This window comes from Nocardioides acrostichi (assembly GCF_015319165.1).
In the GTDB taxonomy this organism is placed as follows: Bacteria; Actinomycetota; Actinomycetes; order Propionibacteriales; family Nocardioidaceae; genus Nocardioides; species Nocardioides acrostichi.
The window spans coordinates 65575-88961 of sequence record NZ_JADIVZ010000001.1; the positions used below are offsets into that span (position 1 = coordinate 65575).

The 23387-nt window shown below is 71.3% G+C and carries 19 protein-coding genes; 10 read left to right on the forward strand and 9 right to left on the reverse strand.

Annotated features, from left to right (window positions below):
- Positions 1–27: 27 nt before the first annotated feature.
- Positions 28–1452 carry an aminopeptidase P family protein gene (locus ISG29_RS00375; protein ID WP_194501396.1) on the reverse strand — a complete coding sequence of 475 codons (1425 nt, stop codon included), beginning with the start codon at positions 1450–1452 and terminating at the stop codon, positions 28–30.
- A gap of 69 nt (positions 1453–1521) precedes the next feature.
- Between ISG29_RS00375 and ISG29_RS00380 the strand changes: the two genes are divergently transcribed.
- The 4 genes from ISG29_RS00380 to ISG29_RS00395 all read left to right on the forward strand — a co-directional run bounded on the left by ISG29_RS00380 (position 1522) and on the right by ISG29_RS00395 (position 6938).
- Positions 1522–2643 (forward strand): PrsW family intramembrane metalloprotease, encoded by a 1122-nt coding sequence (locus ISG29_RS00380; protein ID WP_194501397.1) that lies wholly within the window; start codon positions 1522–1524, stop codon positions 2641–2643.
- On the forward strand, positions 2640–4400 hold the full coding sequence (locus tag ISG29_RS00385) for a dynamin family protein (protein ID WP_235958406.1): 1761 nt from the start codon (positions 2640–2642) through the stop codon (positions 4398–4400). Before ISG29_RS00380 ends, ISG29_RS00385 begins: the two co-directional genes overlap by 4 nt.
- 98 nt (positions 4401–4498) lie before the next feature.
- Positions 4499–6145 (forward strand): P-loop NTPase family protein, encoded by a 1647-nt coding sequence (locus tag ISG29_RS00390; RefSeq protein ID WP_194501398.1) that lies wholly within the window; start codon positions 4499–4501, stop codon positions 6143–6145.
- A 40-nt stretch (positions 6146–6185) separates the two neighbouring features.
- Positions 6186–6938, forward strand: a complete 753-nt coding sequence (locus tag ISG29_RS00395) for a methyltransferase domain-containing protein (RefSeq protein WP_194501399.1) — start codon at positions 6186–6188, stop codon at positions 6936–6938.
- Positions 6939–6958: 20 nt separating this feature from the next.
- Here ISG29_RS00395 and ISG29_RS00400 read toward each other — a convergent pair whose 3' ends face one another.
- On the reverse strand, positions 6959–8158 hold the full coding sequence (locus tag ISG29_RS00400) for a glycosyltransferase (protein WP_194501400.1): 1200 nt from the start codon (positions 8156–8158) through the stop codon (positions 6959–6961).
- Entirely contained in the window at positions 8155–10119 is a 1965-nt protein-coding gene (locus ISG29_RS00405; protein WP_328827336.1) for a mannosyltransferase YkcB-related protein, read from the reverse strand. The genes ISG29_RS00400 and ISG29_RS00405 overlap by 4 nt, the downstream gene beginning before the upstream one ends.
- A 354-nt stretch (positions 10120–10473) precedes the next feature.
- On the opposite strand from ISG29_RS00405, the gene ISG29_RS00410 reads away from it, so the two are divergent.
- Both ISG29_RS00410 and ettA read left to right on the forward strand, forming a co-directional pair.
- The gene (locus ISG29_RS00410; protein ID WP_194501402.1) at positions 10474–10893 is read left to right on the forward strand and encodes a single-stranded DNA-binding protein; all 420 of its coding nucleotides are present in this window, start codon (positions 10474–10476) and stop codon (positions 10891–10893) included.
- Positions 10894–10938: 45 nt separating this feature from the next.
- Positions 10939–12621, forward strand: coding sequence for an energy-dependent translational throttle protein EttA (gene ettA / locus ISG29_RS00415; protein ID WP_194501403.1), 1683 nt, complete (start codon positions 10939–10941; stop codon positions 12619–12621).
- A 166-nt stretch (positions 12622–12787) separates the two neighbouring features.
- Here ettA and ISG29_RS00420 read toward each other — a convergent pair whose 3' ends face one another.
- Entirely contained in the window at positions 12788–13297 is a 510-nt protein-coding gene (locus ISG29_RS00420) for a MarR family winged helix-turn-helix transcriptional regulator (protein WP_328827339.1), read from the reverse strand.
- A gap of 73 nt (positions 13298–13370) precedes the next feature.
- Positions 13371–14588, reverse strand: a complete 1218-nt coding sequence (locus ISG29_RS00425) for an acetyl-CoA C-acetyltransferase (protein WP_194501404.1) — start codon at positions 14586–14588, stop codon at positions 13371–13373.
- Between the two features lie 146 nt (positions 14589–14734).
- Here ISG29_RS00425 and ISG29_RS00430 point away from each other — a divergent pair, with 146 nt between their 5' ends.
- Positions 14735–15625, forward strand: a complete 891-nt coding sequence (locus tag ISG29_RS00430) for a thioesterase family protein (protein WP_235958407.1) — start codon at positions 14735–14737, stop codon at positions 15623–15625.
- A 15-nt stretch (positions 15626–15640) separates the two neighbouring features.
- On the opposite strand, the gene ISG29_RS00435 is transcribed toward ISG29_RS00430, so the two are convergent.
- Complete coding sequence (locus ISG29_RS00435) at positions 15641–16258, reverse strand: RNA polymerase sigma factor (RefSeq protein ID WP_194501406.1); 618 nt, start codon at positions 16256–16258, stop codon at positions 15641–15643.
- Positions 16259–17046: 788 nt separating this feature from the next.
- Positions 17047–17421: a globin gene (locus ISG29_RS00440; RefSeq protein ID WP_194501407.1), complete on the reverse strand. Its 375-nt coding sequence runs from the start codon at positions 17419–17421 to the stop codon at positions 17047–17049.
- A 218-nt stretch (positions 17422–17639) separates the two neighbouring features.
- On the opposite strand from ISG29_RS00440, the gene ISG29_RS00445 reads away from it, so the two are divergent.
- Positions 17640–18065, forward strand: coding sequence for an OsmC family peroxiredoxin (locus tag ISG29_RS00445; protein ID WP_194501408.1), 426 nt, complete (start codon positions 17640–17642; stop codon positions 18063–18065).
- Between the two features lie 24 nt (positions 18066–18089).
- On the opposite strand, the gene ISG29_RS00450 is transcribed toward ISG29_RS00445, so the two are convergent.
- Positions 18090–19130, reverse strand: coding sequence for a mechanosensitive ion channel family protein (locus ISG29_RS00450; protein WP_235958408.1), 1041 nt, complete (start codon positions 19128–19130; stop codon positions 18090–18092).
- Between the two features lie 148 nt (positions 19131–19278).
- Between ISG29_RS00450 and ISG29_RS00455 the strand changes: the two genes are divergently transcribed.
- A complete protein-coding gene (locus ISG29_RS00455; RefSeq protein WP_194501409.1) occupies positions 19279–19674 on the forward strand; it encodes a hypothetical protein in 396 nt (131 codons plus the stop codon).
- Positions 19661–20044 (forward strand): DUF5130 family protein, encoded by a 384-nt coding sequence (locus tag ISG29_RS00460; RefSeq protein ID WP_194501410.1) that lies wholly within the window; start codon positions 19661–19663, stop codon positions 20042–20044. Before ISG29_RS00455 ends, ISG29_RS00460 begins: the two co-directional genes overlap by 14 nt.
- A gap of 657 nt (positions 20045–20701) precedes the next feature.
- On the opposite strand, the gene pepN is transcribed toward ISG29_RS00460, so the two are convergent.
- Positions 20702–23245 (reverse strand): aminopeptidase N, encoded by a 2544-nt coding sequence (pepN, locus tag ISG29_RS00465; RefSeq protein WP_194501411.1) that lies wholly within the window; start codon positions 23243–23245, stop codon positions 20702–20704.
- Positions 23246–23387 lie beyond the last annotated feature (142 nt).

Sequence of the window (23387 nt, forward strand, 5' to 3'; positions counted from 1 at the left end):
ATGGACGGGTGCGGGTCGTGGGGTCGGTCAGAGGCGACCGGTGGCCATCCACTGCTCGATGCCCTCGACCGAGCGAGGTAGCGCTGCGGAGAGGTTGGCCGAACCGTCGGCGGTGACGAGGATGTCGTCCTCGATGCGGATGCCGATGCCGCGCAGCTCCTCGGGCACGAGCAGGTCGTCGGTCTGGAAGTACAGACCCGGCTCGACGGTGAGCACCATGCTCTCGGCCAGCGTGCCCTTGGCGTAGGCCTCGGGGGCGGCGGCGCCGCAGTCGTGCACGTCCATGCCGAGCATGTGACTGGTGCCGTGCAGGGTCCAGCGCGCGTAGACCCGGTGGTCGGGGTCGAGCGCCTGCTCGGCGGGCACGGGCAGCAGGCCCATGTCGTCGAGGGCGTGGGCCAGCACACTCATCGCGGCCTCGTGCGCTGCAGTGAACGGGACGCCGGGGCGCACGGCGTCGATGCCGGCCTGTTGAGCCTTCAGCACCACCTCGTACAGCTCGCGCTGGAGCGGGGTGAAGGTGCCGTCGACCGGCAGGGTGCGCGTGACGTCGGCGGTGTAGAGGTTGTGGCCCTCGACGCCCATGTCGAGCAGCACCAGCTCGCCCGGGGTGATCGGGCCGGAGTTCTCGGTCCAGTGCAGCGTGGTGGCGTGCGCTCCACCGGCGACGATGGAGTCGTAGCCGAGGTCGTTGCCCATCGTGCGCGCTCGGCGGAAGAACGTGCCCTCGAGCCAGCGCTCGCCGTGGCGCAGCACGTTCTCCCAGTCGGCCACGGAATCGGCGAAACCGAGGGTGGTGGCGTCGCAGGCGGCCTGGAGCTCGGCGACCTCCCAGTCGTCCTTGAGCAGTCGCATCTCCGAGACGACGCGTGCGAGGTCGCCGTCGCGGCTCTCGTCGCCGTCGACGAGCGCGTCGACGCCGGCCGAGATGCCTCGGTGCACCCGGGTCTTGGTGCCACCGGCGAGGGCCGCCGCTAGGTCGTCGACGTGGCGCACCTCCAGGCCGAGGGAGTCGCCCATCTCCTTGAGCGAGGGGCGGCGCCCGGCCCACAGCTCGCCGTACTGGCGGTCGCGGAAGAACTCGTCGGTCTCCCGCGACGACCGGGGCCGGGCGTAGAGCACGGCGTCGCCGCCCTCGACGACGAGCACGGCGTCGGAGGTGAGGTTGCCGGAGAAGTAGGCGTGCGCGGTGTCGGAGCGGAACCGGTAGTCGGTGTCGTTGCTGCGCACCTTGAAGCCGCCGGCCGGCAGCACGAGGCGCTCGCCGGGGAAGGCCTCCGCCAGCGCGGCCCGGCGCCGGGCCGCGGGATCGGCCACGGGGTGGCGGGGCAGGTCGAGCTCGCGGTCGCCCCAGCCGGTACGCATGAAGGCGGCGTATGGCTCGGGCACGGCCGGGTCGTGGGACTCGGTGCCGGCGTCCGGTGCCTCGGTCGGGCTCTGCTGCTCGCTCATGGGCTCACTCTACGTGCGTGCGCGGCCAGGTGACGCGCCCCGCGGGCGCGCGACGATAGGGTTCGCAGCATGGTCCGGATGCCGCGCGACAGCATGGTGTTCACGGTCGTGGTGACCGTGCTCACGGTGCTCGGCGCCGCCGCGATGCTGCTGGTGATCGCCCTCTCGGGTGCACCGCGCACCCTGGCGATCGCGACGGTCTTCGCCGCCCTCCCCGTGGGGCCGCTCGTGGCCTGCTACCTCTGGCTCGACCGCTACGAGCCCGAGCCCCGCAGACTGCTCGCTGCAGGACTGTTGTGGGGCGGGTTCGTCGCCACCGCTGCGGCCCTGCTGCTCCAGGGCATCGGGGGCCTGTTGGTGGGTTTCACCGGTGACGACGGGATCGCGATCGTGGCCCCGATCACCGAGGAGGCCACCAAGGGGGCGTTCTTGGTGCTGCTCTTGTGGTGGCGCCGCGCCGAGCTCGACGGCGTGCTCGACGGCATCGTCTACGCCGGCATGGTCGGCATCGGGTTCGCGTTCGTGGAGAACATCCTCTACCTGGCCGCCGCCTACAACGGCACCGACGGCATGGGGCCGGGTGGCACCACGGCGCTGACTGCCACGTTCGTGGTGCGCTGCCTGGTCAGCCCGTTCGCGCACCCGCTGTTCACGACCTTCACCGGCATCGGCGTCGGCCTCGCGGTCAACGCCCGCAGCGAGACGGTGCGCTGGCTCACCCCGGTCGGCGGCTACCTGTGCGCCGTGCTCGCGCACAGCGCGTGGAACTCCTCGACCGTGTTCGGTGGCAACGGGTTCTGGCTGGTCTACGTGGTGCTGATGCTGCCTGCGTTCGTCGGGGTGGCGGGCATCGCGGTCTGGGCACGTCGCTCGGAGCGCACGATGCTCACCGCGGCGCTCGGAGACGCCGCCGAGCGAGGACTCATCCCCGCGACCGACATCGGCTGGGTGGTCGACCTGGGCGCGCGCCGTGAGGCGCGCCGGCATGCGCGACGCCAGGGCGGACGCCGGGCCGAGGCCGCCATGGAGACCTACCAGCAGGCAGCCATCGAGCTCGGGTTCCTGCACAGCCGCTACCTGCGGGGCACCCCGCCCCCCGACTTCGCCGCGCGCGGGCAGGCCTACTTGGCCCGCATCGACGCCACGCGCCCCTCCGTCGCCTTCCCCGGACAGGTGGTACCCACGCGATGACCGACCACACACCTCCGCCCACCGACTCGGCCGAGCCGGCCGTGGCCGCGGGTGACGTCCGCATGGTCACCGCACTGGTGCGGCTGCGCGGGGCCATGCAGGACGTCGCGCTGCCGCTGGACCTGCCCGGCGTCGAGGAGAGGCGCGCCGACCACCGCAGCATGGTCGACCAGCTCGAGGACTACGTGATCCCGCGGGTGATGACACTCGACGCCCCGCTGCTCGCGGTCGTCGGTGGATCCACCGGGGCCGGCAAGTCCACGCTGGTCAACTCCCTCGTCGGCTCGACGGTCACCACCTCCGGTGTGCTGCGTCCGACCACGCGCTCGCCCGTGCTGGTGCACCACCCCGACGACGCGCACTGGTTCGGCCAGGACCGCCTGCTGCCCGACCTGCACCGTGTCGAGCACACGACCAATGATCCCGACGCACTCCAGCTGGTCGCCTCGGAGTCGGTGCCCACCGGTCTGGCGATCCTCGACGCACCCGACGTCGACTCGGTCGAGGAGCGCAACCGCACCCTGGCCGCGCAGTTGCTGGCCGCTGCCGACCTGTGGCTGTTCGTGACCTCGGCGGCCCGCTACGCCGATCAGGTGCCGTGGACCTTCCTCAAGCAGGCCGCCGATCGCTCCACCGCCGTCGCGGTCGTGCTCGACCGCACCGCGCCCGAGGCCGTCGACACGGTCGCCACGCACCTGGCCCGGATGCTCAGCTCGCGTGGGCTCAAGGACTCTCCGCTGTTCGTGGTCCACGAGGGGCGGGTCGACGACGACGGCCTGCTGCCCGCCGGTCACGTGCGCGAGGTGCGCGCCTGGCTGACGATGCTCGCCGAGGACTCCGGTGCGCGCTCGGCCGTGGTCAAGCAGACCCTCGACGGGGCGATCCGCTCCATCACCCACCACGTGCACCCGCTCGTCGAGGCCGCCTCGCGGCAGGCCGAGGTGGCCGCACGACTGCGCGAGGAGAGCGACCGCGCCTACGAGCTGTCGCGCTCCCAGGCCGTCTCGGCGGTGGGCGACGGCACCATGCTGCGCGGCGAGGTGCTGGCCCGCTGGCAGGAGTTCGTCGGCACCGGCGAGCTGCTGCGCAGTCTCGAGAACCGGGTCGGTTGGCTGCGCGACCGCGTGGTCAACGCCGTCAAGGGCAAGCCGCAGCAGGCCGAGAAGGTGACCGTGGCCGTCGAGTCCGGTCTCGAGCTGCTCATCCTCGAGCACGCCGAGCAGGCGGCCGAGCACGCGCACGACGCCTGGCGCGAGCACGCGGCCGGGGTCGGGCTGCTCAGCCAGGCCGGCCCCGACATCGGACGCGCCTCGCGCGACCTGCGCAGGCGTGCCGAGCGCGCCGTCCGCGAGTGGCAGTCCGACGTGCTCGAACTGGTCAAGGAGGAGGGCGCCGAGAAGCGCAGCACCGCGCGGTTCCTCGCCTTCGGCGTCAACGGACTCTCCGCCGCGCTCATGGTCGTCGTCTTCTCCTCGACCGCGGGCCTGACCGGAGCAGAGGTCGGCATCGCCGGCGGCTCGGCCGTGCTGGGCCAGAAGCTGCTCGAGGCCGTGTTCGGCGACCAAGCCGTGCGCACGCTGGCGCACCGTGCGCACGCGATGCTCGAGCAGCGCATCACCGCGCTGCTCGAGGTCGAGCGCCGCCGCTACTCCGAGCTGGTCGACGGCCTGGGCCTGGTCGACGGCGCCCCGGAGGCCCTGCGTGCCGCCGCGCGGCGTGTCGACGATGTGAGGTTCGCCAACGCGAAGGGGGAGTGACCCCGTTCGCCGCGGACTCCCGGTCGTGCTCGTCTAGGGTTGGCGCGAACGTCACCGACCTGCCGCGCCTGCGCGGCGGGAGAGCCGAGAGAGGGAGCATGACGTCCGTGTTGGAGGGCCCGAAGAAGCTCCTCGCCCGGGGCACCGCGACCGGCGCCCGGATCGAGGGGCTGGCGCGCGCCGTCGAGGCCTCGCGCGGGCGACTCGACGACGCCCTCCTCGGCGATGTCGAGCAGGTCGTGGAGCGGGCCTCGGGCCGGCTCAAGCTCTCGGCCAGCCACACCATCGTGGGCATCGCCGGCGCCACCGGGTCGGGCAAGTCCTCGACCTACAACGCACTCACCGGGCTCGATCTCTCGGCGGTCGGGGTGCGACGTCCGACCACCTCGTGGGCGAGCGCCTGCGTGTGGGGCGCCGAGGGTGCGGGCGAGGTGCTGGAGTGGCTCGGCATCGCGCCGCGGCACCAGACCACGCGTGACTCCATGCTCGACACCCGGCGTGAGTCGCACACGATGGACGGAGTGGTGCTGCTCGACCTGCCCGACCACGACTCCACCGAGGTCAGCCACCACCTCGAGGTCGACCGACTGGTGCCGCTGGTCGACCTGCTCGTGTGGGTGCTCGACCCGCAGAAGTACGCCGACGCCGCCATCCACGACCGCTACCTGGCGCCCCTGAAGAGCCACCAGGGCGTCATGCTCGTGGCGCTCAACCACATCGACACCGTCCCGGAGGCCCGGCGCGAGGCGATGGTCGCCGACGTGCGCCGGCTCCTCGACGCCGACGGACTCGACCAGGTGCCGGTACTGCCGGTCAGCGCCCGGCACGGCATCGGCATCGACGACCTGCGCGCCGAGATCGAGCGCCGGGTCGCCGACAAGCACAGCACCGTCGCGCGCATCGAGGCAGACGTCCGGGCAGCGGCCGAGCGCCTGGCCGAGGCTTCGGGCGAGGCGAAGGCCCGCGAGCTGAGCAGCAAGCGCGTCGCGACTCTCGACGACGCCCTCGCCGAGGCGGCGGGCGTCCCGACTCTGGTGGCCGGCGTCGAGCGGGCCGCTCGGAGTCGCGCCGCCCGCGCGACGGGGTGGCCGCTCGTCACCTGGGTCACCCGGTTGCGACCCGATCCCGCGAAGCGGCTCGAGGTCGACCTCGGCGCCGCCGCACGTGCGCTCAAGGGGTCGGCCGCCGCGGCGCCCGAGGCCACCGCGGTGCAGCGCGCCCGGGTCGACTCCGAGGTGCGCGCCCTCGCCGAGGAGGCCTCCGCCGGGTTCGGGCCGGACTGGTCCGCCGCGGTGCGCGCCGCCTCCGTCGACCGACTGCCGGCCATGGGCGACAAGCTCGACGCGGCCGTCGCCGGCGTCGACCTCGACGCCACCCGCACCCCGGCCTGGGCCTCGCTCGTGCGCGTCGTGCAGTGGCTACTGCTGGTCGCCGGTCTGGGGGGTCTGGCCTGGACCATCCTCGCGGGGCTCTCGGGCTCCTTGCGCGACGCCCCGCAGGTGGGTGGGGTCGCGCTGCCGCTCGTGCTGTTGGTAGGCGGGCTCGCCCTGGGGCTCCTCCTCGCTCTCGCGTGCCGGGGCCTGGTCAGCGGCACCGCACGCTCGCGGGCCGCCAGAGCCGACTCCCAGCTGCGTGCCGCCGTCTCCACGGTGTCGAACGAGCTGGTCGTCGAGCCGGTGCGTGCCGAGCTGGCGGCCCACCAGACGGCGGCCGCCGGGCTCGAGAAGGCCCTCTCCAGCCGCTGAGCCGCACGCGGTTCCCTGCGGTGTGTGGGAGGGTCGGCGCGTGGCCGGTTTCGACGACGTCGAGAGCATCTGGTCGGCTCGCCTGGGCAGCCTGCGCAACACCGTGCGCCAGCACCTCGTGCGCACACAGCTGCACGCTCACCTCGGTGCGGCCCACACCGTGCTCGACGTCGGGTGCGGTCAGGGCACGCAGGCCCTGGAGCTGGCCGCTGACGGGTGCGAGGTGATCGGAGTCGATCCCTCGGCGGACCTGCTGGCCCGGGCCACGGACGACGCACGGCGCCGCGGGCTCGCGCTGACCGTGCTCCCCGGCGTCCTCGACGACCTGGGTGCGCTGCTGCCCGGCCGCTCGTTCGACCTGGTCTGCGCCCACGGACTGCTGATGTACCTGCCGGACGCCGAGCAGGCGGTGGCGAGCCTCACCGCGATGGTGCGCCCGGGCGGTCTGCTGTCGTTCACGTTCCGCAACGTCGACGCGCTGGCGATGCGGCCCGGTCTGCGCGGCGACTGGGACGCCGCCCTGGCCGCCTTCGGCGCTCGCTCCTACGTCAACGAGCTCGGTGCCGATGCCTACGCGCACGGAATCGACGACGTCGCGGCGTGGTGCCAGGCCCTCGGACTGGCCGTCGAGGCCTGGTACGGCGTGCGGGTGCTCACCGACCCGGCGGACGCCGACGTGCCGGCCTCGTCGGTAGCCGACCTCGACGCCTGCCTGCGGGCCGAGGAGGAGGCCGGGCGCCGCGACCCCTACCGCCGACTGGGGTCGATGATCCATGTGGTCGCGCGGCGCTGAGCCCGGGAGGCCGGCATGAGTCAGCGGGTGCGGAACACCCACAGCCTCATGGCCGCGAACCGCAGCACCGTCACGACCAGGTTGGCCGCGGTGAGCACGACGACCTCGGGTCCGCTGCCCCGCACCCCGAGAGCCTCGGCCGACCACAGCGCCGCGGTGGTGAGCCCGAGGCCGAACCCGAAGACCCCCAGCCCCCGCACCTGGTGCCGCCAGGCGTGTCGGCGTCCGCGCACGCCGAAGGTGAGTCGGCGGTTGGCCGCGGTGTTCGCGACGGCTGTGATCAGCAGGGCCAGCAGGTTCGCGGCGAATGCCGTCGTCAGCTGTCTCAAGCCCAGGTAGAGCACGGCGTAACCCAGGGTCGAGAGCACGCCGATGACGACGAACACCGCAAGCTGCGAGCCGAGGCGGCCGCTCCCCGCGGCGGCGCTCGTGCGCCCCAGCCGCTCACCGACCTCCGCCAGCGGCACCTCACCCCGCACCAGGGACCGGCCCAGCCGGGCCATGCCGCGCAGGTCGTCGATCGCCGTGCGCACGACGTCGACGCGGCTGTCGGGGTCATCGACCCAGTCGACGGGAACCTCGTGGATGCGCAACCCGGCCCGCTCGGCCAGCACCAACAGCTCGGTGTCGAAGAACCACGCGTCGTCGCGCACCAGCGGCAGCATCTCACGGGCGACGTCGGCCCGGAGGGCCTTGAACCCGCACTGGGCATCGGAGAACCGGGCACGCAGGGTGCTGCGCAACAGCAGGTTGTAACTGCGCGAGATGACCTCGCGCTTGGGGCCGCGCACGACCCGCGATCCGTGCCCCAGCCGGGTGCCGATCGCCAGGTCCGAGTGGCCACTGACCAGCGGCGCGACCAGGGGCAGCAAGGCGCTGAGATCGGTGGAGAGGTCGACGTCCATGTAGGCGAGCACCGCGGCGTCCGAGCTACGCCACGCCTGCTTGAGCGCCCGCCCACGACCCTTCTGGTCCAGGTGCACGACCCGGACGTCGTCGTACTCGTGCGCCAGCCGGTGCGCCAGTACCGCGGTGCCGTCGGTGCTGGCGTTGTCGGCGATCGTCACCCGCCACGACCACGGCAGCGTGGCCAGGTGGGCCCGCAGCCGCTCGACGCACGGCCCGAGGTCGACCTCCTCGTTGTAGACCGGCACGACCACCTCGAGGGTGACGGTCGCGGTGGAGGAGAAGGCCCGCTCGTGGGTCAGTGCCGCGGTCATGACGCGCTCCCCGTGGTGAGGTCGTAGACGGTGACGCCGTCGACCGTGGTCGAGGTGAAGTTCTGCTCGACCCAGCTCGCGATCTCGCTGCTGGCGTTGCTGCCGCCCATCGACTGACCGAAGCCGCTGCCGCCGATGAAGTAGTGGATCTCACCGGCCGCGACGTAGGCCTTGAACTGCGCCAGTGTGGGGCTGGGGTCGGAGCCGTTGAAGCCGCCGATCGCCATCACCGGGTCGCCCGAGGCCAGCTGGTAGCCCGACGCCGTGTTCGAGCCGACGGCCGCCGCCACCCAGGTGTAGGACGACGCGTCCTGGGTGAGCAGCGAGAGCATCGTGGAGCTCACCTCGCTGGTGCTCAGCAGGCCGCCCATTCCTCCGCCGCCGGTGCCACCGGTCGGTCCGCCGGTCGTGCCGCCGGTCGGTCCGCCGGTCGTGCCGCCGGTCGTGCCGCCGGCCGGTCCGCCGGTCTGCCCGCCCGCCTGACCCATCTGCGCAGGAGGTGTGCCCATGCCGCCTGGGCCGCCGCCCGTGTGACCACCGGGGCCGCCCCTGCTGCTCGACACGGTCGGTCCGGCCGAGGGGATCGAGCCGGTGTGCGGGGTGGCCGCGGTGTCGATCGCGTAGGCGGCCGGGCCGGTCAGCCCGAGGATCAGCGCGGCGGCCAGGGCGCCGGCGGCGAGCCGGCTGGAGAGCCAGGGGAGGGCCACGAGCGCCACGGAGGTGAGGAGTCCGCCCACGAGCACGACCCACGAGAGCCACGGCACGAAGTCGCTGCTGCGCTGGAGGAGCAGGAACGAGGTGACGCAGGTCAGGGCCAGCACGAGCGGTGCGACGACGGAGGCGACCGGGGTGCGACGTCCTCGGGCGAGAAGGTGCACGCCGATGCCGACCAGGCCGGCGATCGCGGGCGCCAGCGCCACCGTGTAGTAGGCGTGGAAGATGCCGGCCATGAAGCTGAAGACGAGTCCGGTGACCAGCAGCCAGCTGCCCCACAGCAGCAAGGCGGCGCGGGTGGTGTCGGTGCGCGGACGCCGCCACGTGACGGCCAGCCCGAAGACCAGCAGCACCAGCGCGGTGGGCAGCAGCCAGGCGATCTGGCCGCCGATCTCGGAGTCGAAGAGGCGGGTGATGCCGGTGCTGCCCCACATGGAGCTCCCACCCCCGCCACCTCCGCCGCCACCGCCGACCGACCCGGTCTCGTCGCCGGTGAGCCGGCCGAAGCCGTTGTAGCCGAGCGTCAGCTCGAGGATCGAGTTGTCCTGCGAGCCGCCGATGTAGGGCCGCGAGTCGGCCGGCCACAGCGACACGATCGCCACCCACCAGCCGCCGGCGAGGACGAGCGCCGCCAGGCTGAGGAAGAGGTGCCCGATCCGTCGACGGAGGCGGGGCGCGCCGCACACGAGGTAGACGAGGGCGAACGCCGGCAACACCAGGAACGCCTGGAGCATCTTGGCGAGGAACGCCAGTCCCACCAGGGCTCCGGCCAGCGACAGCCAGGCGCCCGGACGCCGCTGGTCGGGCTCGCTGGCGCGCAGCACCGAGGCCGCCGAGGCGACCAGGAGCAGCACGAGCATCGCGTCGGGGTTGTCGAAGCGGAACATGAGCACGGCCACGGGTGTCAGAGCCATCACGGCGCCGGAGAGCAGCCCCGCAAGCGTCGATCCGGTCGCCCGGCGGATGCTGGCGGTGAGCACCCAGACGGCCAGCACGCCCTCGATCGCCTGCGGCACGAGGATCGACCACGAGGAGAGTCCGAAGAGGCGCACCGAGAGACCCATCGGCCACAGCGCGAGCGGCGTCTTGTCGACCGTGATGGAGTTCGCTGCGTCGGAGGAGCCGAAGAAGAAGGCCTTCCACGACTCCGACCCCGCCTGGGCGGCAGCGGCGTAGAAGCCGTTGGCCCAGCCCGAGGCGCCGAGGCCCCAGAGGTAGAGCAACGCGGTCGCGGCCAAGAGCCCCACGAGCAGCGGGCGGTAGCGGTCACGCGGCTGAGCCTCGGGCGGCGTACCGCCGGAAGTCGATCCGGAAGTCGACCCGGGGCTCGACCCGGGGCTCGACTCAGGATGAGGTGGGGTCGTCGATCGGGAGGGGGTCAACAGGCTCATGCTCACCAGGTTCGGACGCCGCGTTGGCTGCCGGGTGTGCCATGGCTGTCGATTGCCTGTGCGCCCCGGCGCAGGCGCGCCCCGCCTCCACAGGTGCCGTTCGTGCAGCCGTCGTGCACAGGTCGGTTCCGCGCGGCTCGCCGGGCCGCGAGACGACGGGAGGCTGGGGCGCGTGCCCGGCGGACGGTCCGCCGGCGGTGAGGAGGAGCCGTGCTCAACGAGACGGTGGTGACCCTTCAGGGGTGGGTCGGCAGTCAGGTCGCGCTGCGGCAGGCCGGCGAGGCGGCGGTGGCGAGCTTCCGGGTGGCCTGCACCCCGCGGCGGTTCAACCGACGCACGGGGGAGTGGGTCGACGGGACGACCCAGTGGTACACGGTCAACGCCTGGCGAGGCCTGGCCGACACCTGTGCGGCTTCGCTGCGCAGCGGTGACCCGGTGCTGGTGCACGGCAGGCTGTCGGTGCACACCTGGGTGAACTCCTCGGGGGTCGAGGTCACCGGCTACGAGGTCGAGGCCCAGCTGGTCGGGCATGACCTGAACCGCGGCACCTCGTCCTTCACCCGCACCCAGCGCCAGGAGCAGCCGGCCGGGGTCGGGGACCGACCACGATCCGATGGCGCGGCGGCCTGACGCCACTTCGTCCCTCGGGCGAGCCGGTCGGTAGGCTCGCTGACCATGGCGGAGTATGTGTTCACCCTGCGCAACGTGCGCAAGGCCCACGGTGACAAGGTCGTCCTCGACAACGTCACCTTGTCGTTCCTGCACGGCGCGAAGATCGGCGTCGTCGGACCCAACGGCACGGGCAAGTCCACGTTGATGAAGATCATGGCCGGCCTCGAGCAGGCCAACAACGGCGACGCGATCCTCGACCCCGAGGCGACCGTCGGCATGCTCCAGCAGGAGCCGCCGCTGACCGAGGGCAAGACGGTGCTGGAGAACGTCCAGGAGGCCGTCGGCGACATCAAGACCAAGATGGACCGGTTCAACGAGATCGGTGAGCTCATGGCCGACCCGGACGCCGACTTCGACGCGCTCATGACGGAGATGGGCGACCTGCAGACCGATCTCGACAACGCGAACGCGTGGGATCTCGACTCCCGCCTCGACCAGGCGATGGACGCGCTGCGCTGCCCGCCGCCCGACGTGGTGGTCGACCACCTCTCCGGTGGCGAGCGCCGCCGCGTGGCTCTGTGCAAGCTGCTGCTCCAGCAGCCCGACCTGCTGCTACTCGACGAGCCCACCAACCACCTCGACGCCGAGTCGGTGCAGTGGCTCGAGGGCCATCTGGCCAGCTACCCCGGCGCCGTTCTGGCCGTCACCCACGACCGGTACTTCCTCGACAACGTCGCTCAGTGGATCCTCGAGCTCGACCGCGGCAAGACGCACCCCTACGAGGGCAACTACTCCACCTACCTGGAGACCAAGAAGGACCGCCTCAAGGTCGAGGGGCAAAAGGACGCCAAGCGCGCCAAGATGCTCGAGAAGGAGCTGGAGTGGGTGCGCTCCAACCCCAAGGCGCGCCAGGCCAAGAGCAAGTCACGTCTTGCCCGCTACGAGGAGATGGCGGCCGAGGCCGACCGGATGCGCAAGATCGACACGAGCGAGATCAACATCCCGGCCGGTCCGCGCCTCGGTGACGTCGTGCTCGAGGCGAAGGGCCTGACCAAGGGCTTCGAGGGCCGCACGCTGATGAAGGATCTGTCCTTCTCGCTGCCCCGAGCCGGCATCGTCGGCGTCATCGGACCCAACGGCGTCGGCAAGACCACGCTGTTCCGCATGATCACCGGCGCGGAGGAGCCCGACGAAGGTGCGCTCAACGTCGGCCAGACGGTCAAGATCTCCTACGTCGACCAGAGCCGCGGCGGCATCGACGGGCAGAAGAACGTCTGGGAGGTCGTCTCCGACGGGCTCGACTTCATCAAGGTCGCCAACTTCGAGATGAACAGCCGCGCCTACGTGGCGTCGTTCGGTTTCAAGGGCCCCGACCAGCAGAAGAAGGCCGGGGTGCTCTCCGGCGGAGAGCGCAACCGTCTCAACCTGGCGCTCACGCTGAAGATGGGCGGCAACCTGCTGCTCCTCGACGAGCCCACCAACGACCTCGACGTCGAGACCCTCTCCTCGCTCGAGGACGCCCTGCTCGACTTCCCGGGCTGTGCCGTGGTCACCTCCCACGACCGCTGGTTCCTCGACCGCGTCGCCACGCACATCCTCGCGTGGGAGGGCAGCGAGGACGACCCCGCCAACTGGTTCTGGTTCGAGGGGAACTTCGCTGCCTACGAGGAGAACAAGATCGAGCGCCTCGGCGCCGAGGCTGCCCGGCCCCACCGGGTCACCCACCGTCGCCTCACCCGCGACTGACCACCCGCGCTTCGCTGACCCGTCGCTAGTTTTCAAGTGACCCGTCGCTAGTTTCCGACTGACCTGCCACGAGTTTTCAGCGCCTGAAAAACGTGGCAGGTCACCTGCAAAAACGTGGCAGGTCACCGGAAAACTGGCGACGGCTCACCTGAAAAGACGTGGCAGGTCAGCGGATCTCGGATTCCGGGCAGTCCGGCACGAGCTGATCGGCGACGGCGTCCATCACCTCGCCGAGGGTCTGGAGTTGGGTGGGCGACATCAGGTCGACCAGGTGACGGCGTACGCCCTCGACGTGCACCGGGGCGGCGCGACGCAGCAGGTCGACGCCGTCGACGGTGAGCAGGCAGTCGATGCCGCGGCCGTCATCGCACGACTTCACGCGATCGACCAGGCCGGCCTTCTGGAGCCGGCTCACGGTGTGGGTCACGCGGCTGCGTGAGTGCGCCATGGCGTCGGCGAGCTGGGCCATCCGCAGCCGCAGCCCCTCGGCCTCCGAGAGCCGCACCAAGATCTCGTACTCCGGCATCGAGAGGTCGAAGGCGGCCCGCAGCTCTTCGTCGAGCCGGCCGAAGAGCAGGGTGCTACCCAGCACGAGCGCACGCCAGGCGTGTTGCTCGGTCTCGTCGAGCCAGCGCGGCTCCGCCTCGGGCGGGTCGGGTACGAGTTGCAGCTTCACGCCCCCACGATAGAACGCCCGCGCCGGCCCCGGGTGGGGCCGGCGCGGGCGTCGGTGCTCGAGACGACCAGCGTCAGGCCATGCGCTCCAAGATGAGCGCCATGCCCTGGCCGCCACCGACGCACATGGTGATGAGGCCGGTGGACTTGTCGTGCCAGTCCAGGCTGTTGATCAGCGTGTTCTGGAGCCGGGCGCCGGTCATGCCGAACGGGTGACCGACGGCGATCGCGCCACCGTTGACGTTGAGCCGGTCGAGGTCGATGCCGAGATCCTGGTAGGAGGGCACCACCTGCGCCGCGAATGCCTCGTTGATCTCGACGAGGTCGATGTCGCCGATGCTCATGTTCGCGTGCGCCAGCGCACGCTGGGTGGCCTCGACCGGGCCGAGGCCCATGATCTCGGGCGAGAGCCCGGAGACGCCGGTCGACACGATCCGCGCCAGCGGGGTCAGGCCCAGCTCCTTGGCCTTGGTGTCACTCATGATGACCACCGCGGCGGCGCCGTCGTTGAGGGCGCAGCAGTTGCCGGCAGTCACGACGCCACCGGGGCGGAACACCGGGTCGAGGCCGGCGATCTTCTCGTAGGTGACCCCGGCGCGCGGCCCGTCGTCCGCGGTGACGACCGTGCCGTCGGGCGTCTCGACGGGTGTGATCTCGCGCTCCCAGAAGCCGTTGTCGATGGCCTTCTCGGCGAGGTTCTGCGAACGCACGCCGAACTCGTCGAGCTCCTTGCGGTCGAGCCCACGAAGCGTCGCCACGTTCTCGGCGGTCTGGCCCATCGCGATGTAGACGTCGGGCACCAGACCCTGCTCACGCGGATCGGTCCAAGGGATGTTGCCCTGAGCCGTCTCCTCGGTGCGCTTCTCGGCGTCGGCGAACAGCGGGTTCTTGGTGTCGGGCCAGTGGTCGGAGGTGCCCTTCGCGAACCGCGACACGGTCTCGACCCCGGCCGACACGAACACGTCGCCCTCGCCGGCCTTGATGGCGTGGAAGGCCATCCGGGTCGTCTGCACGGACGACGCGCAGTAACGGGTGGTGGTGGCGCCGGGCACCGAATCGAGGCCCATCAGCGTGGTCACGATCCGTGCCATGTTGTTGCCCGACTCACCGCCGGGCAGCCCGACGCCGAGGTAGAGGTCGTCGATCGTGGCGGGGTCGAGGGCCGGGATCTTGTCGAGGGCGGCCCGCACGATCGTCGCGGTCAGGTCGTCAGGACGCAGATCCTTCAGCGAACCCTTGTTCGCGCGCCCGATGGGGCTCCGGGCGACGGAGACGATGACTGCTTCAGGCATGGCTGACCAACTCTCTTCTCTGGTCTCTTCTCGGGTGGACCGTCACGAACCCTAGCCCCCGAAGACATGTGTCTCGTGGGTGGTCGTGGTCACACCGGCCGGGGATGCGACGATCGACGGCGATGCGACACGTCTACGAGTGCCCGATGAGGTGGGCCGACCTCGATCTGCTGGGGCACGTCAACAACGCGGTGTACGGCGACTACCTCCAGGAAGCACGGATCGACATGATCCGGACCCTGGGGGCGAGCCATGCCACGGAGGCCACGTCGGAGGCCGACGGCCTGGTGGTGGTGCGCACTCGGGTCGACTACCTCAGGCCACTGCTCTTCCGGCTGGGCACGGTGCGGGTCGAGACCTATGTCGAGGAGATCCGACCGGCCACGTTCACCCTGGCCTACGAGGTCGTCGACGACCCCGCCCACGGTGGACCGGGCGATGACCGCATCGTCTACGTGCGCGCCCGCACGGTCCTCACGCCGTTCCGGTTCGCCTCCGAGACCCCGCGCCGGCTCACCGACGAGGAGCGGGCCCGGCTGGAGCCGTACCTCGAGCCGGGCCAGGAGCCGCGCACACCCGCTGTGGCCCCGGCCTCCGGGCAGCGCAGCGCACCGGGACACCTGCGGGTGCCGGTGCGCTTCAGCGACGTCGACGCCTACGGCCACGTCAACAACGTGACCTACCTCGAGTACCTCCAGGAGGGCCGGATCGAGCTGATCGGGCGGTTGTGGGGTGCCGCCCCGGGTGCACCGGCGGAGCAGGGTCGACCCGGCCCGGCGCTGGTGGTGGCGCGCGCCGAGCTCGACTACCGGGTGCCGATGGTCCCGCGCGCCGAGCCGTACGACGTGCACACGACCATCGAGCGCATCGGCCGGACGTCGATGACGTTCGGCACCGAGATCGTCGACGCGACGGGCGAGGCGGAGACCTGCTGCGCGCGTGGCCGCGTGGTGGTGGTGTTCGTCGATCGCGTCACGGGCCGGCCCGTGCAGCCGGACGAGGAGGATCTGCGCCCGCTGCGTGAGCTGGGCAGCTGACCCCTACAGCCCGGCTCAGCCGGCCTCGAGCTGGGTCCGCAACCGCTGGAGCCCGCGGTGGCGGGCGACACGCGCCGTCCCTCGACGGATGCCGAGGGCGCTGGCCGCGCCGTCGATCCCCAGATCGAGCACCTCGGAGACCAACAGCACGTCGCGTTCGCGCTGCGGCAGGCCCTCGAGCCGGGCGAGGGCCGCATCCAACTGCTCGGTGTCGACATGCGCGGCGGGACTCACGCCGTCGGCCTCCGGTCGGTCGGTGGGTGCGGTGCTGCGTCGAGCCGATCGACGGTGCGTGTTGAGCGCGATCTTGCGCGCCACCCCGAACAGCCAGCCGCCGAACTCGTCGTCGTCGCCGTCGAAGTGGGCGATGCGCCGGGCCGCGACCAGCCAGGCCTCGTGGGCGACGTCGTCGGCATCGATCGCGGCGTCGCCCAGCGGGCGGGCGCGCAACCAGAGCAGCAGCCGGCCCGCGTGTCGCGCATACAGTTCGCGCCACGCGGCGGACTCACCACGCGCAGCGGCCGCCACGAGGGCGGCTGGGGCCTCGAGGAGGGCGTCGGTGGGGTCTGTGTGGGGGAGAGTCGGAGGCGGATCCGGCTGATCGGGCCGGTTCTCCTCGGCGTCCGGGATCACCGTCGTCCGGCACCCCCGTGATGTGCCCGAGACTTCTTGGGGGCACCCGCGCCCCCGGACTTTCCGGAGCCCGACGAGCCGGCCCCGATACCCGGGATCGAGGTCGGGGTCGTGCCCGGATCCTGGCCCGGCTCGGTGTGCGTGCCCTGGCCGTCGCCTCGCGCGGACGACTTGCCCTTGCCTTTGCCTTTGCCTTTGCCCTTGCTCTTGCCTTTGCCCTTGTCCTTGCTGCCGTTGTCGTGACCCGGGCCGGCGCCCCGGCCTGGCCCGCGCGTGGGCCCGGTGGAGCCCGGGCCCACGGTGGCGGCATCCTGAGGCTCGGAATTTGGTGCCCCCACCGTGGGAGTCGGAGATGGCGAAGAGGGAACGGTCGAGTCGGTAGCGGGGGAGGTCTGTGACGGCGCCGGGCTCTCGGCCGGTTCGGGCGACAGTGGCGAGTCGACACCGGGCACGACACCGCCCAGCCACGCGGCGACGCCCGCCACCGCCCCTACGGTGACGGCCGCGATCGCAGGGGCCCAGGGGGCCATGGCCGACGGAGCCGTGCTGCTCGAGGCCAAGGAGGCCATCTCGTCAGCGAAGGCATGGTCGGGCTCCAGCCGGGGAGGGGTGATGCGCAGATCGAGCCGGGCATCGGGCATGGCAACTTCTCTGGGCTGGAGTTCGGGACTAGATGACCGCCCCGGCCCAAGGCACGGGGGGCACCACGGCGGCCGGGGCGGTCACCCCTTACCTGTCATGAGCAGGACGACGCGTTACACGGTCGCAGAAAAACTTCGTCGCGTCGTTCAGTCGTCGAAAGTGTTGACCATGAACTGAGCGGCGTGCGTCACGTACTCCCAGAACTGGGCGTCCTGCTCCGGGGTCAGCGCCGCCTCGTCGAGCGCTGCGCGAAAGCAGGTCAGCCAGTGGTCGCGCGCCTCCGGATTCACCTTGAACGGAGCGTGCCGCATGCGCAGTCGCGGGTGACCTCGACGCTCCGAGTACGTGGTCGGACCGCCCCAGTACTGCATGAGGAACAGCCGGAACCGCTCCTCCGCCGGGCCCAGGTCGGCCTCCGGGTAGAGCGGACGCAGCACCTCGTCGTCGGCCACCCCCGCGTAGAAGCGCGCCACGATGCGGGTGATGGTCGGTTCGCCACCGATCTCGTCGTAGAACGACATGGGGCCTAGTGCATCACTCCTGCCCCGACCGTGCCCGAGGTGGCCCCCCGTCGACTCCGCCGACCCGCCCCGTGGCCGGTTCGAGTCCGAGCTCGCTGCGCCGGGCCGGCGAGCGGGTGGTCGGTTGCCTGCTCACCGCTCGGACGGTCGGGCTGCCCGCGGGCGGGGCTGCATGCGAGAGTGCGGAGGTACCCACCACTCAGGAGGAATCTCAGACCATGCCTACGACTCGCACCGCCACGACCACCTGGAACGGCTCGCTGACCGACGGCTCGGGCTCCGTTGCCCTGGAGTCCTCCGGAGTCGGCACCTTCGACGTGTCGTGGCCCTCGCGCGCCGAAGAGGCCAACGGCAAGACGAGCCCCGAGGAGTTGATCGCCGCCGCGCACTCGTCGTGCTTCTCGATGGCGCTCTCCGCGGGCCTCTCGAAGGCCGGCACGCCCCCGACCACGTTGAGGACCTCGGCCGACGTCGAGCTCACGCCGGGTACCGGCATCACCGGCATCACCCTCACGGTGGTCGGCACCGTCGAGGGGATCTCCGAAGAGCAGTTCGTCGAGGCCGCCGAGGGCGCCAAGGCGAACTGTCCGGTCAGCAAGGCCCTCGCGGGGGTCGAGATCGGGCTCAAGGCCTCCCTGGGCTGACGATCCGACCGGACCGAACCGGCTTTAGACAGCGGCCTCGTCACCGTCCGCGGTGGCGGGGCCGTCGTCGCTGCCTTCTTGGCGGTGCCACACCACACGCTGGGCGAACGGGATCTCGATGCCCTCTGCGTCGAATCGGGCCTTGATCCGGCGGCGCAGCTCCCGCGCCACCTTCCAGTTCTGCAGAGGTGCCGTCTTGGCCATCAGCCGCAGGTCGATGCTGTCGGCGCCGAGCCCCTCGACGCCCGTGACCTCGGGCTGCTCGATGAGCAGCTCGCGCCACGCCTCGTCCTCCCACAACTCGGTGCCGATCAGGGTGAGGACGTCGACCGCCTGATCGATGTCGGAGTCATAGGCCACTCCCACGTCGATGACGGCGCGTGACCAGTTCTGCGAGAGGTTGCCGACGCGCAGGATCTGGCCGTTCGGCACGTACCAGACCGTGCCGTCGAGCGACCTGAGTCGAGTGACGCGCAAGGTGACGGCCTCGACGGTGCCGGTGGCCTCGCCGACGTTGATGATGTCGCCCACCCCGAACTGGTCCTCGAGGATCATGAAGATGCCGGAGAGGAAGTCCTTCACCAGCGACTGGGCGCCGAAGCCGAGCGCGACTCCCACGATGCCGGCACTGGCGATGATCGGCGCGATGTTGACGCCCACCTCGCTGAGCACCATCGTGCCGACGATCGCCACCACGATGCCCGTGACGATGCTCTTGAGCAGGCTCCCGAGCGTCTTGGCGCGCTGCACTCGACGCGCTTGGGCCAGCGCGTCGGCGGCCCGGGTGCTCTGGTTGCCCTCCTTGCTGAACGCCATGCGCGAGACCCGGCTCGGCAGCGTGCCTTCCTCGGCCTGCGCGACGAGGCGGTCGACGAGTCGGTGCAGCAGCCACCTCACGACGAAGCCGCCGAGCACGAGGAGCAGCACGGCCAAGGGCTTGCCGATGAAGACGTCGGCGGCGTTGGCGAGGGTCTGGTTGCCCGTCGCGTCCATGACCGCGTTGCACACGGTCTCGCCGTCGGCGCAGGCTCCCTGGGAGAAGTTCAAAGCCGTGGGAAGAAGCATGCAGACCAGTAAACCGATGCCCTCGGTCGAACCCCACCGTTTCGGCCGGCGCGTTGGTGTCAGTCGGCTCACGTGCTGCGCGTCACGTCGAGGCGGCCGTGCCGTGCACCCGGGCGGGAGCCGCGTCGTCGTGTTCTACGCTGGGCGCGTGCATGTCACTGACGCCGCCGGTCCTGCCCGAGTCGCTTCGCGCGTGGCGCGTGGCGTCGCCGCCACGCTGACGTTGGGTGTCGCCGGGCTCGGCACCGCGGTGCTGCTGGCCGGTCCGGCCGCGGCAGACGTGCCGAGCGGGTGGTCCGACCCGTCCGCCGTGCACCCGCTGCACGTGCTGCTGGTGCTGATCGGCATCCCCGCGCTCGTCGCGGTCGTGCTCGTCGCGCTGGTCTACGGGCCGCCGTTGGCGCGCGGCGAGCGGGTGGCGCCGGGCGCCCCGCCGGTGGAGAACCAGTGGCTGGGCGGTCCGCGCGGCGCGGCCGGCGAGCTCGGCAGCTCCTCTGACGACGCCGACACCTCGACCACCGGTGGCGGCAGTGGCGGCTGGTGACCCGCTCTCCTCGCGACAGCGAGCCACGCTCGACGCCGCCATCCGGCGCGCCGAGCAAAGCTGCCGCTACGAGTTCTCCGTCTTCGTCGGCACCGTCGACGGGGCCGATGCTCGCACCTTCGCGCGACGCCTGCACGCATCGTTGACTCTGCCGGCGCGCAGCGTGCTGGTCATGGTCGACCCCACACGACGCGCCATCGAGATCGTCACCGGCGAGCAGGTGCGCAGCACCCTCTCCGACCGTGAGGTCGACCTCATCGTGCTGCACATGCAGTCCGACTTCGCCTCCGGTGACCTCGCCGGCGGGCTGCGTCGGGGCGTCGAACAACTGGCCGAGCACGCCCGGGCCCCCCGCACCCTCCACGCCTGAGCGTCCCGCCCACCGCTGGTTGAGCCGGTCGAGCCGCAAGGCCGAGATCGTGCCCGTCTGGTGGTTGAGCCGGTCGAGGCGCTAGCCGAGATCGTTCCCGTCCGGTGGTTGGGCCGGTCGCGGCGCTAGCCGAGACCGTTCCCGTCTGGTGGTTGAGCCGGTCGAGGCGCTAGCCGAGATCGTGTCGAAACCCGGTGAGACGGAAGTCGGCGTTGCTTGGAGGGGCGCCGGGTTTCGACGCGCTCGTCGCTGGCGCTCCTCGCGGCTCAACCACCGGAGGGCGTTGCGGTGGTTGAGCCGGTCGAGGCGCAAGGCCGCGACCGTGCCCGTCCGGTGGTTGAGCCGGTCGAGGCGCTAGCCGAGATCGTGTCGAAACCCGGTGAGCTGGGAGGCGGCGTTGTTTGAGGGGCGCCGGGTTTCGACGCGCTCGTCGCTGGCGCTCCTCGCGGCTCAACCACCGCAGGGCGTTGCGGTGGTTGAGCCGGTCGAGGCGCTAGCCGAGATCGTGCCCGTCTGGTGGTTGAGCCGGTCGAGGCGCTAGCCGAGATCGTGTCGAAACCCGGTGAGACGAGAGTCGGCGTTGTTTGGAGGGGCGCCGGGTTTCGACGCGCTCGTCGCTGGTGCTCCTCGCGGCTCAACCACCGGAGGGGGCGCGGGTCAGCCGGCGTCGCAGGCCTGGGCGGCCAGTGCCCGTTGCACGTCGTCGAGGGCCTCGCGCACGTAGCGCTGGGCCGGGGCCGGAGCCTCGGTCGAGGCCAGCCACGACTCCAGGCGCTGCGCCACGTCGGCGGAGGCGAGGACGACCGGGAACACGTAGCCGAGCACGACCGACGCCCGGTGGCTACCGAGGGTCTCCCAGGCGTGCTCCGCAGCCTCGAGGTAGGCGTCGACGTACGGCGCCAGCACGTCGTCCTGACCGGCACGGGGGAACGAGGTGACGATGGATCGACCGGTCTCGTTCGGTGTGGAGGCGTCGAGGACGCCGAGCCGCCAGGCCTCCTGCTTCGCGTCGGCGTCCGGTTGGGCGGCACGGGCGGCGGCAGCGTGCTCCTGACCGCTGATGGTGGGGTCGCGGGTGAGTTCGTCGGCGATGCGCGAACCGACGCGACCGGCGGCGGCCAACGAGGTGATGAGCGACCAGCGCAGATCCTGGTCGACGGCGAGACCCTCGAGCACGACCTCGCCGTCGAGCACGCCCGCCACCCAAGCCAGGGCGTCGTCCGAGCGCGCCGCCAGGGCGTAGGAGCGCACGAAGGTCAGCTGCTGGTCGGTGCCCGGCTCGGCCTGCTCCGCGAGCCCCCGGAGCCCCTGCTCCCATTGTGTGCGCACCGCTGGGCGGTGTTCGGGCGCGGTGTAGAGGTTGACCGCCTGGGCGCCCGTGGTCGGGATCCGCGAGACGCCCCAGGCGTCGGTCTCGGAGCCGATGTTGGCCAGCACGAGGGCGACGTAGTCGCTGGCGGGCATCTCGGCGTCGCGGGTCATGTCCCACGTCGCGCCCCACACCAAGGCCCGCGGCAGCGAGTCGTCGATGGCCGACAGTGAGGCGACCGCAGTGGCCAGGGACCGCTCGTCGAGACGGACCTTGGCGTAGGTGAGGTCGTCGTCGTTGAGCAGCAGCAGGTCGGGCTGCGGCTCGCCGGCCAGCTCGGGGATCTCGGTGAGCTCGCCCTCGACGTCGGTCTCGACGAACCGGGTGCGCACCAACTGCCCGGCGTCGTCGTAGGAGTAGCAGCCGACGCCGATGCGGTGACGCCGCAGGGTCGGCCAGTCCGGGTGCGCGCTTTGTCGGACGGCGAGACGCGCGTAGCTGCCGTCGTCGGCGAGGTCGAACTCAGGGCTGAGGGTGTTGACCCCCGCGGTCTGGAGCCACTCCTTGGCCCAGCCCGCGAGCTCGCGGCCCGACGCCCGCTCGAGGGAGGCGAGCAGGTCGGTGAACTCGGTGTTGCCGTAGGCGAAGTCCTTGAAGTACTGGCGCAGCCCGGCCATGAAGTCGTCGAGGCCGACCCAGGCGACGAGCTGCTTGAGCACCGACGCGCCCTTGGCGTAGGTGATCATGTCGAAGTTGACCTCGACGGCGTGCAGGTCGTGGTTGTCGGCGGCGATCGGGTGCGTCGAGGGCATCTGGTCTTGGCGGTAGCCGGTCTGCTTGCGGGCGTTGGCGAAGCCGGTCCAAGACTCCACGAAGTCGGTGGCCTCCGCCTCGGCGTGGTAGCAGGCCCACTCGGCGAACGACTCGTTGAGCCAGAGGTCGTCCCACCACTTCATGGTGACGAGGTCGCCGAACCACATGTGCGCCATCTCGTGCAGGATCACCGAGCAGCGGAACTCGTAGAAGGAGCGCGGCTGCCGCGAGCGCGGCAGGTACTCGTCGCGCAGGGTCACGCAGCCGGCGTTCTCCATGGCCCCGTTGTTGAACTCCGGCACGTAGAGCTGGTCGTACTTGCCGAAGGGGTAGGGGTAGTCGAAGGCCTCCTCGAAGAACTCAAAACCCTGCTTGGTGAGCTTCACGATCTCGTCGCGGTCGAGGTGCTCGACCAGCGACTGACGGCAATAGTGGCCCAGCGGGATGCTGCCGTGCTTGCCCTCGTAGGTGTCGTGCACGGCGTGGTACTCGCCGGCGACGATGGCGGTGACGTAGGTCGAGAGGCGCGGCGTGGGCTCGAAGGTCCAGCGCGCCACCCCGTCGCGGACGGGCTCCGGAGCGGGCGTGGGGGAGACCGACACCACGGCCCAGTCCTCCGGCGCGGTGACCCGGAAGGTGAACTCCGACTTCAGGTCGGGTTGCTCGAAGGTGGTGAACACGCGGCGGGCGTCGGGCACCTCGAACTGGGAGTAGCAGTACACGCGCTGGTCGGCCGGGTCGACGAAGCGGTGCAGGCCCTCGCCGGAGTGGGAGTAGGCGCAGTCGGCGCGCACGACGAGGGTGTTCTCGGCCGTCAGGCCGGTGAGCGTAATGCGGCTGTCGGCGTAGGCCGTCGCGGGGTCGAGCGAGTCGCCGTTGAGGGTGATCTCGTGCACGGTGGCGCCCACGAGGTCCGCGAAGGTCTCGGCGCCGGGCTCGGTGCACGTGAAGTCGATGGTGGTGGTCGAGCCGAACGTCTTCTCGCCGGTGGTGAGGTCGAGGTCGATCGTGTAGGCGGTGACGTCGAGGAGGGCGGCGCGCGTGGCTGCCTCGTCGCGGGTCAGGTTGGTTCCGGGCATGCCGCGATCATGTCACCGCGCTCCCCGAGACCGCTCTCGGGTGTGATCTGTGACGGATGTGACGACTGAGGCACACGAGAAAACTGAGATTTTTGGGATTTCACGGCGTGTCGGTCCTTGACGTGGTGTTGACTCTCGCCCC

What these genes read in the sequence shown, in the direction of transcription:
- pepN (WP_194501411.1), bottom strand. Translation starts at nt 23,245, where the DNA reads ATGCCCGGAACCAACCTGACCCGCGACGAGGCAGCCACGCGCGCCGCC.
- ISG29_RS00400 (WP_194501400.1), bottom strand. Translation starts at nt 8,158, where the DNA reads ATGACCGCGGCACTGACCCACGAGCGGGCCTTCTCCTCCACCGCGACC.
- ISG29_RS00380 (WP_194501397.1), top strand. Translation starts at nt 1,522, where the DNA reads ATGGTCCGGATGCCGCGCGACAGCATGGTGTTCACGGTCGTGGTGACC.
- ISG29_RS00430 (WP_235958407.1), top strand. Translation starts at nt 14,735, where the DNA reads ATGAGGTGGGCCGACCTCGATCTGCTGGGGCACGTCAACAACGCGGTG.
- ISG29_RS00450 (WP_235958408.1), bottom strand. Translation starts at nt 19,130, where the DNA reads ATGCTTCTTCCCACGGCTTTGAACTTCTCCCAGGGAGCCTGCGCCGAC.
- ISG29_RS00445 (WP_194501408.1), top strand. Translation starts at nt 17,640, where the DNA reads ATGCCTACGACTCGCACCGCCACGACCACCTGGAACGGCTCGCTGACC.
- ISG29_RS00425 (WP_194501404.1), bottom strand. Translation starts at nt 14,588, where the DNA reads ATGCCTGAAGCAGTCATCGTCTCCGTCGCCCGGAGCCCCATCGGGCGC.
- ISG29_RS00385 (WP_235958406.1), top strand. Translation starts at nt 2,640, where the DNA reads ATGACCGACCACACACCTCCGCCCACCGACTCGGCCGAGCCGGCCGTG.
- ISG29_RS00440 (WP_194501407.1), bottom strand. Translation starts at nt 17,421, where the DNA reads ATGTCGTTCTACGACGAGATCGGTGGCGAACCGACCATCACCCGCATC.
- ISG29_RS00390 (WP_194501398.1), top strand. Translation starts at nt 4,499, where the DNA reads ATGACGTCCGTGTTGGAGGGCCCGAAGAAGCTCCTCGCCCGGGGCACC.
- ISG29_RS00375 (WP_194501396.1), bottom strand. Translation starts at nt 1,452, where the DNA reads ATGAGCGAGCAGCAGAGCCCGACCGAGGCACCGGACGCCGGCACCGAG.
- ettA (WP_194501403.1), top strand. Translation starts at nt 10,939, where the DNA reads ATGGCGGAGTATGTGTTCACCCTGCGCAACGTGCGCAAGGCCCACGGT.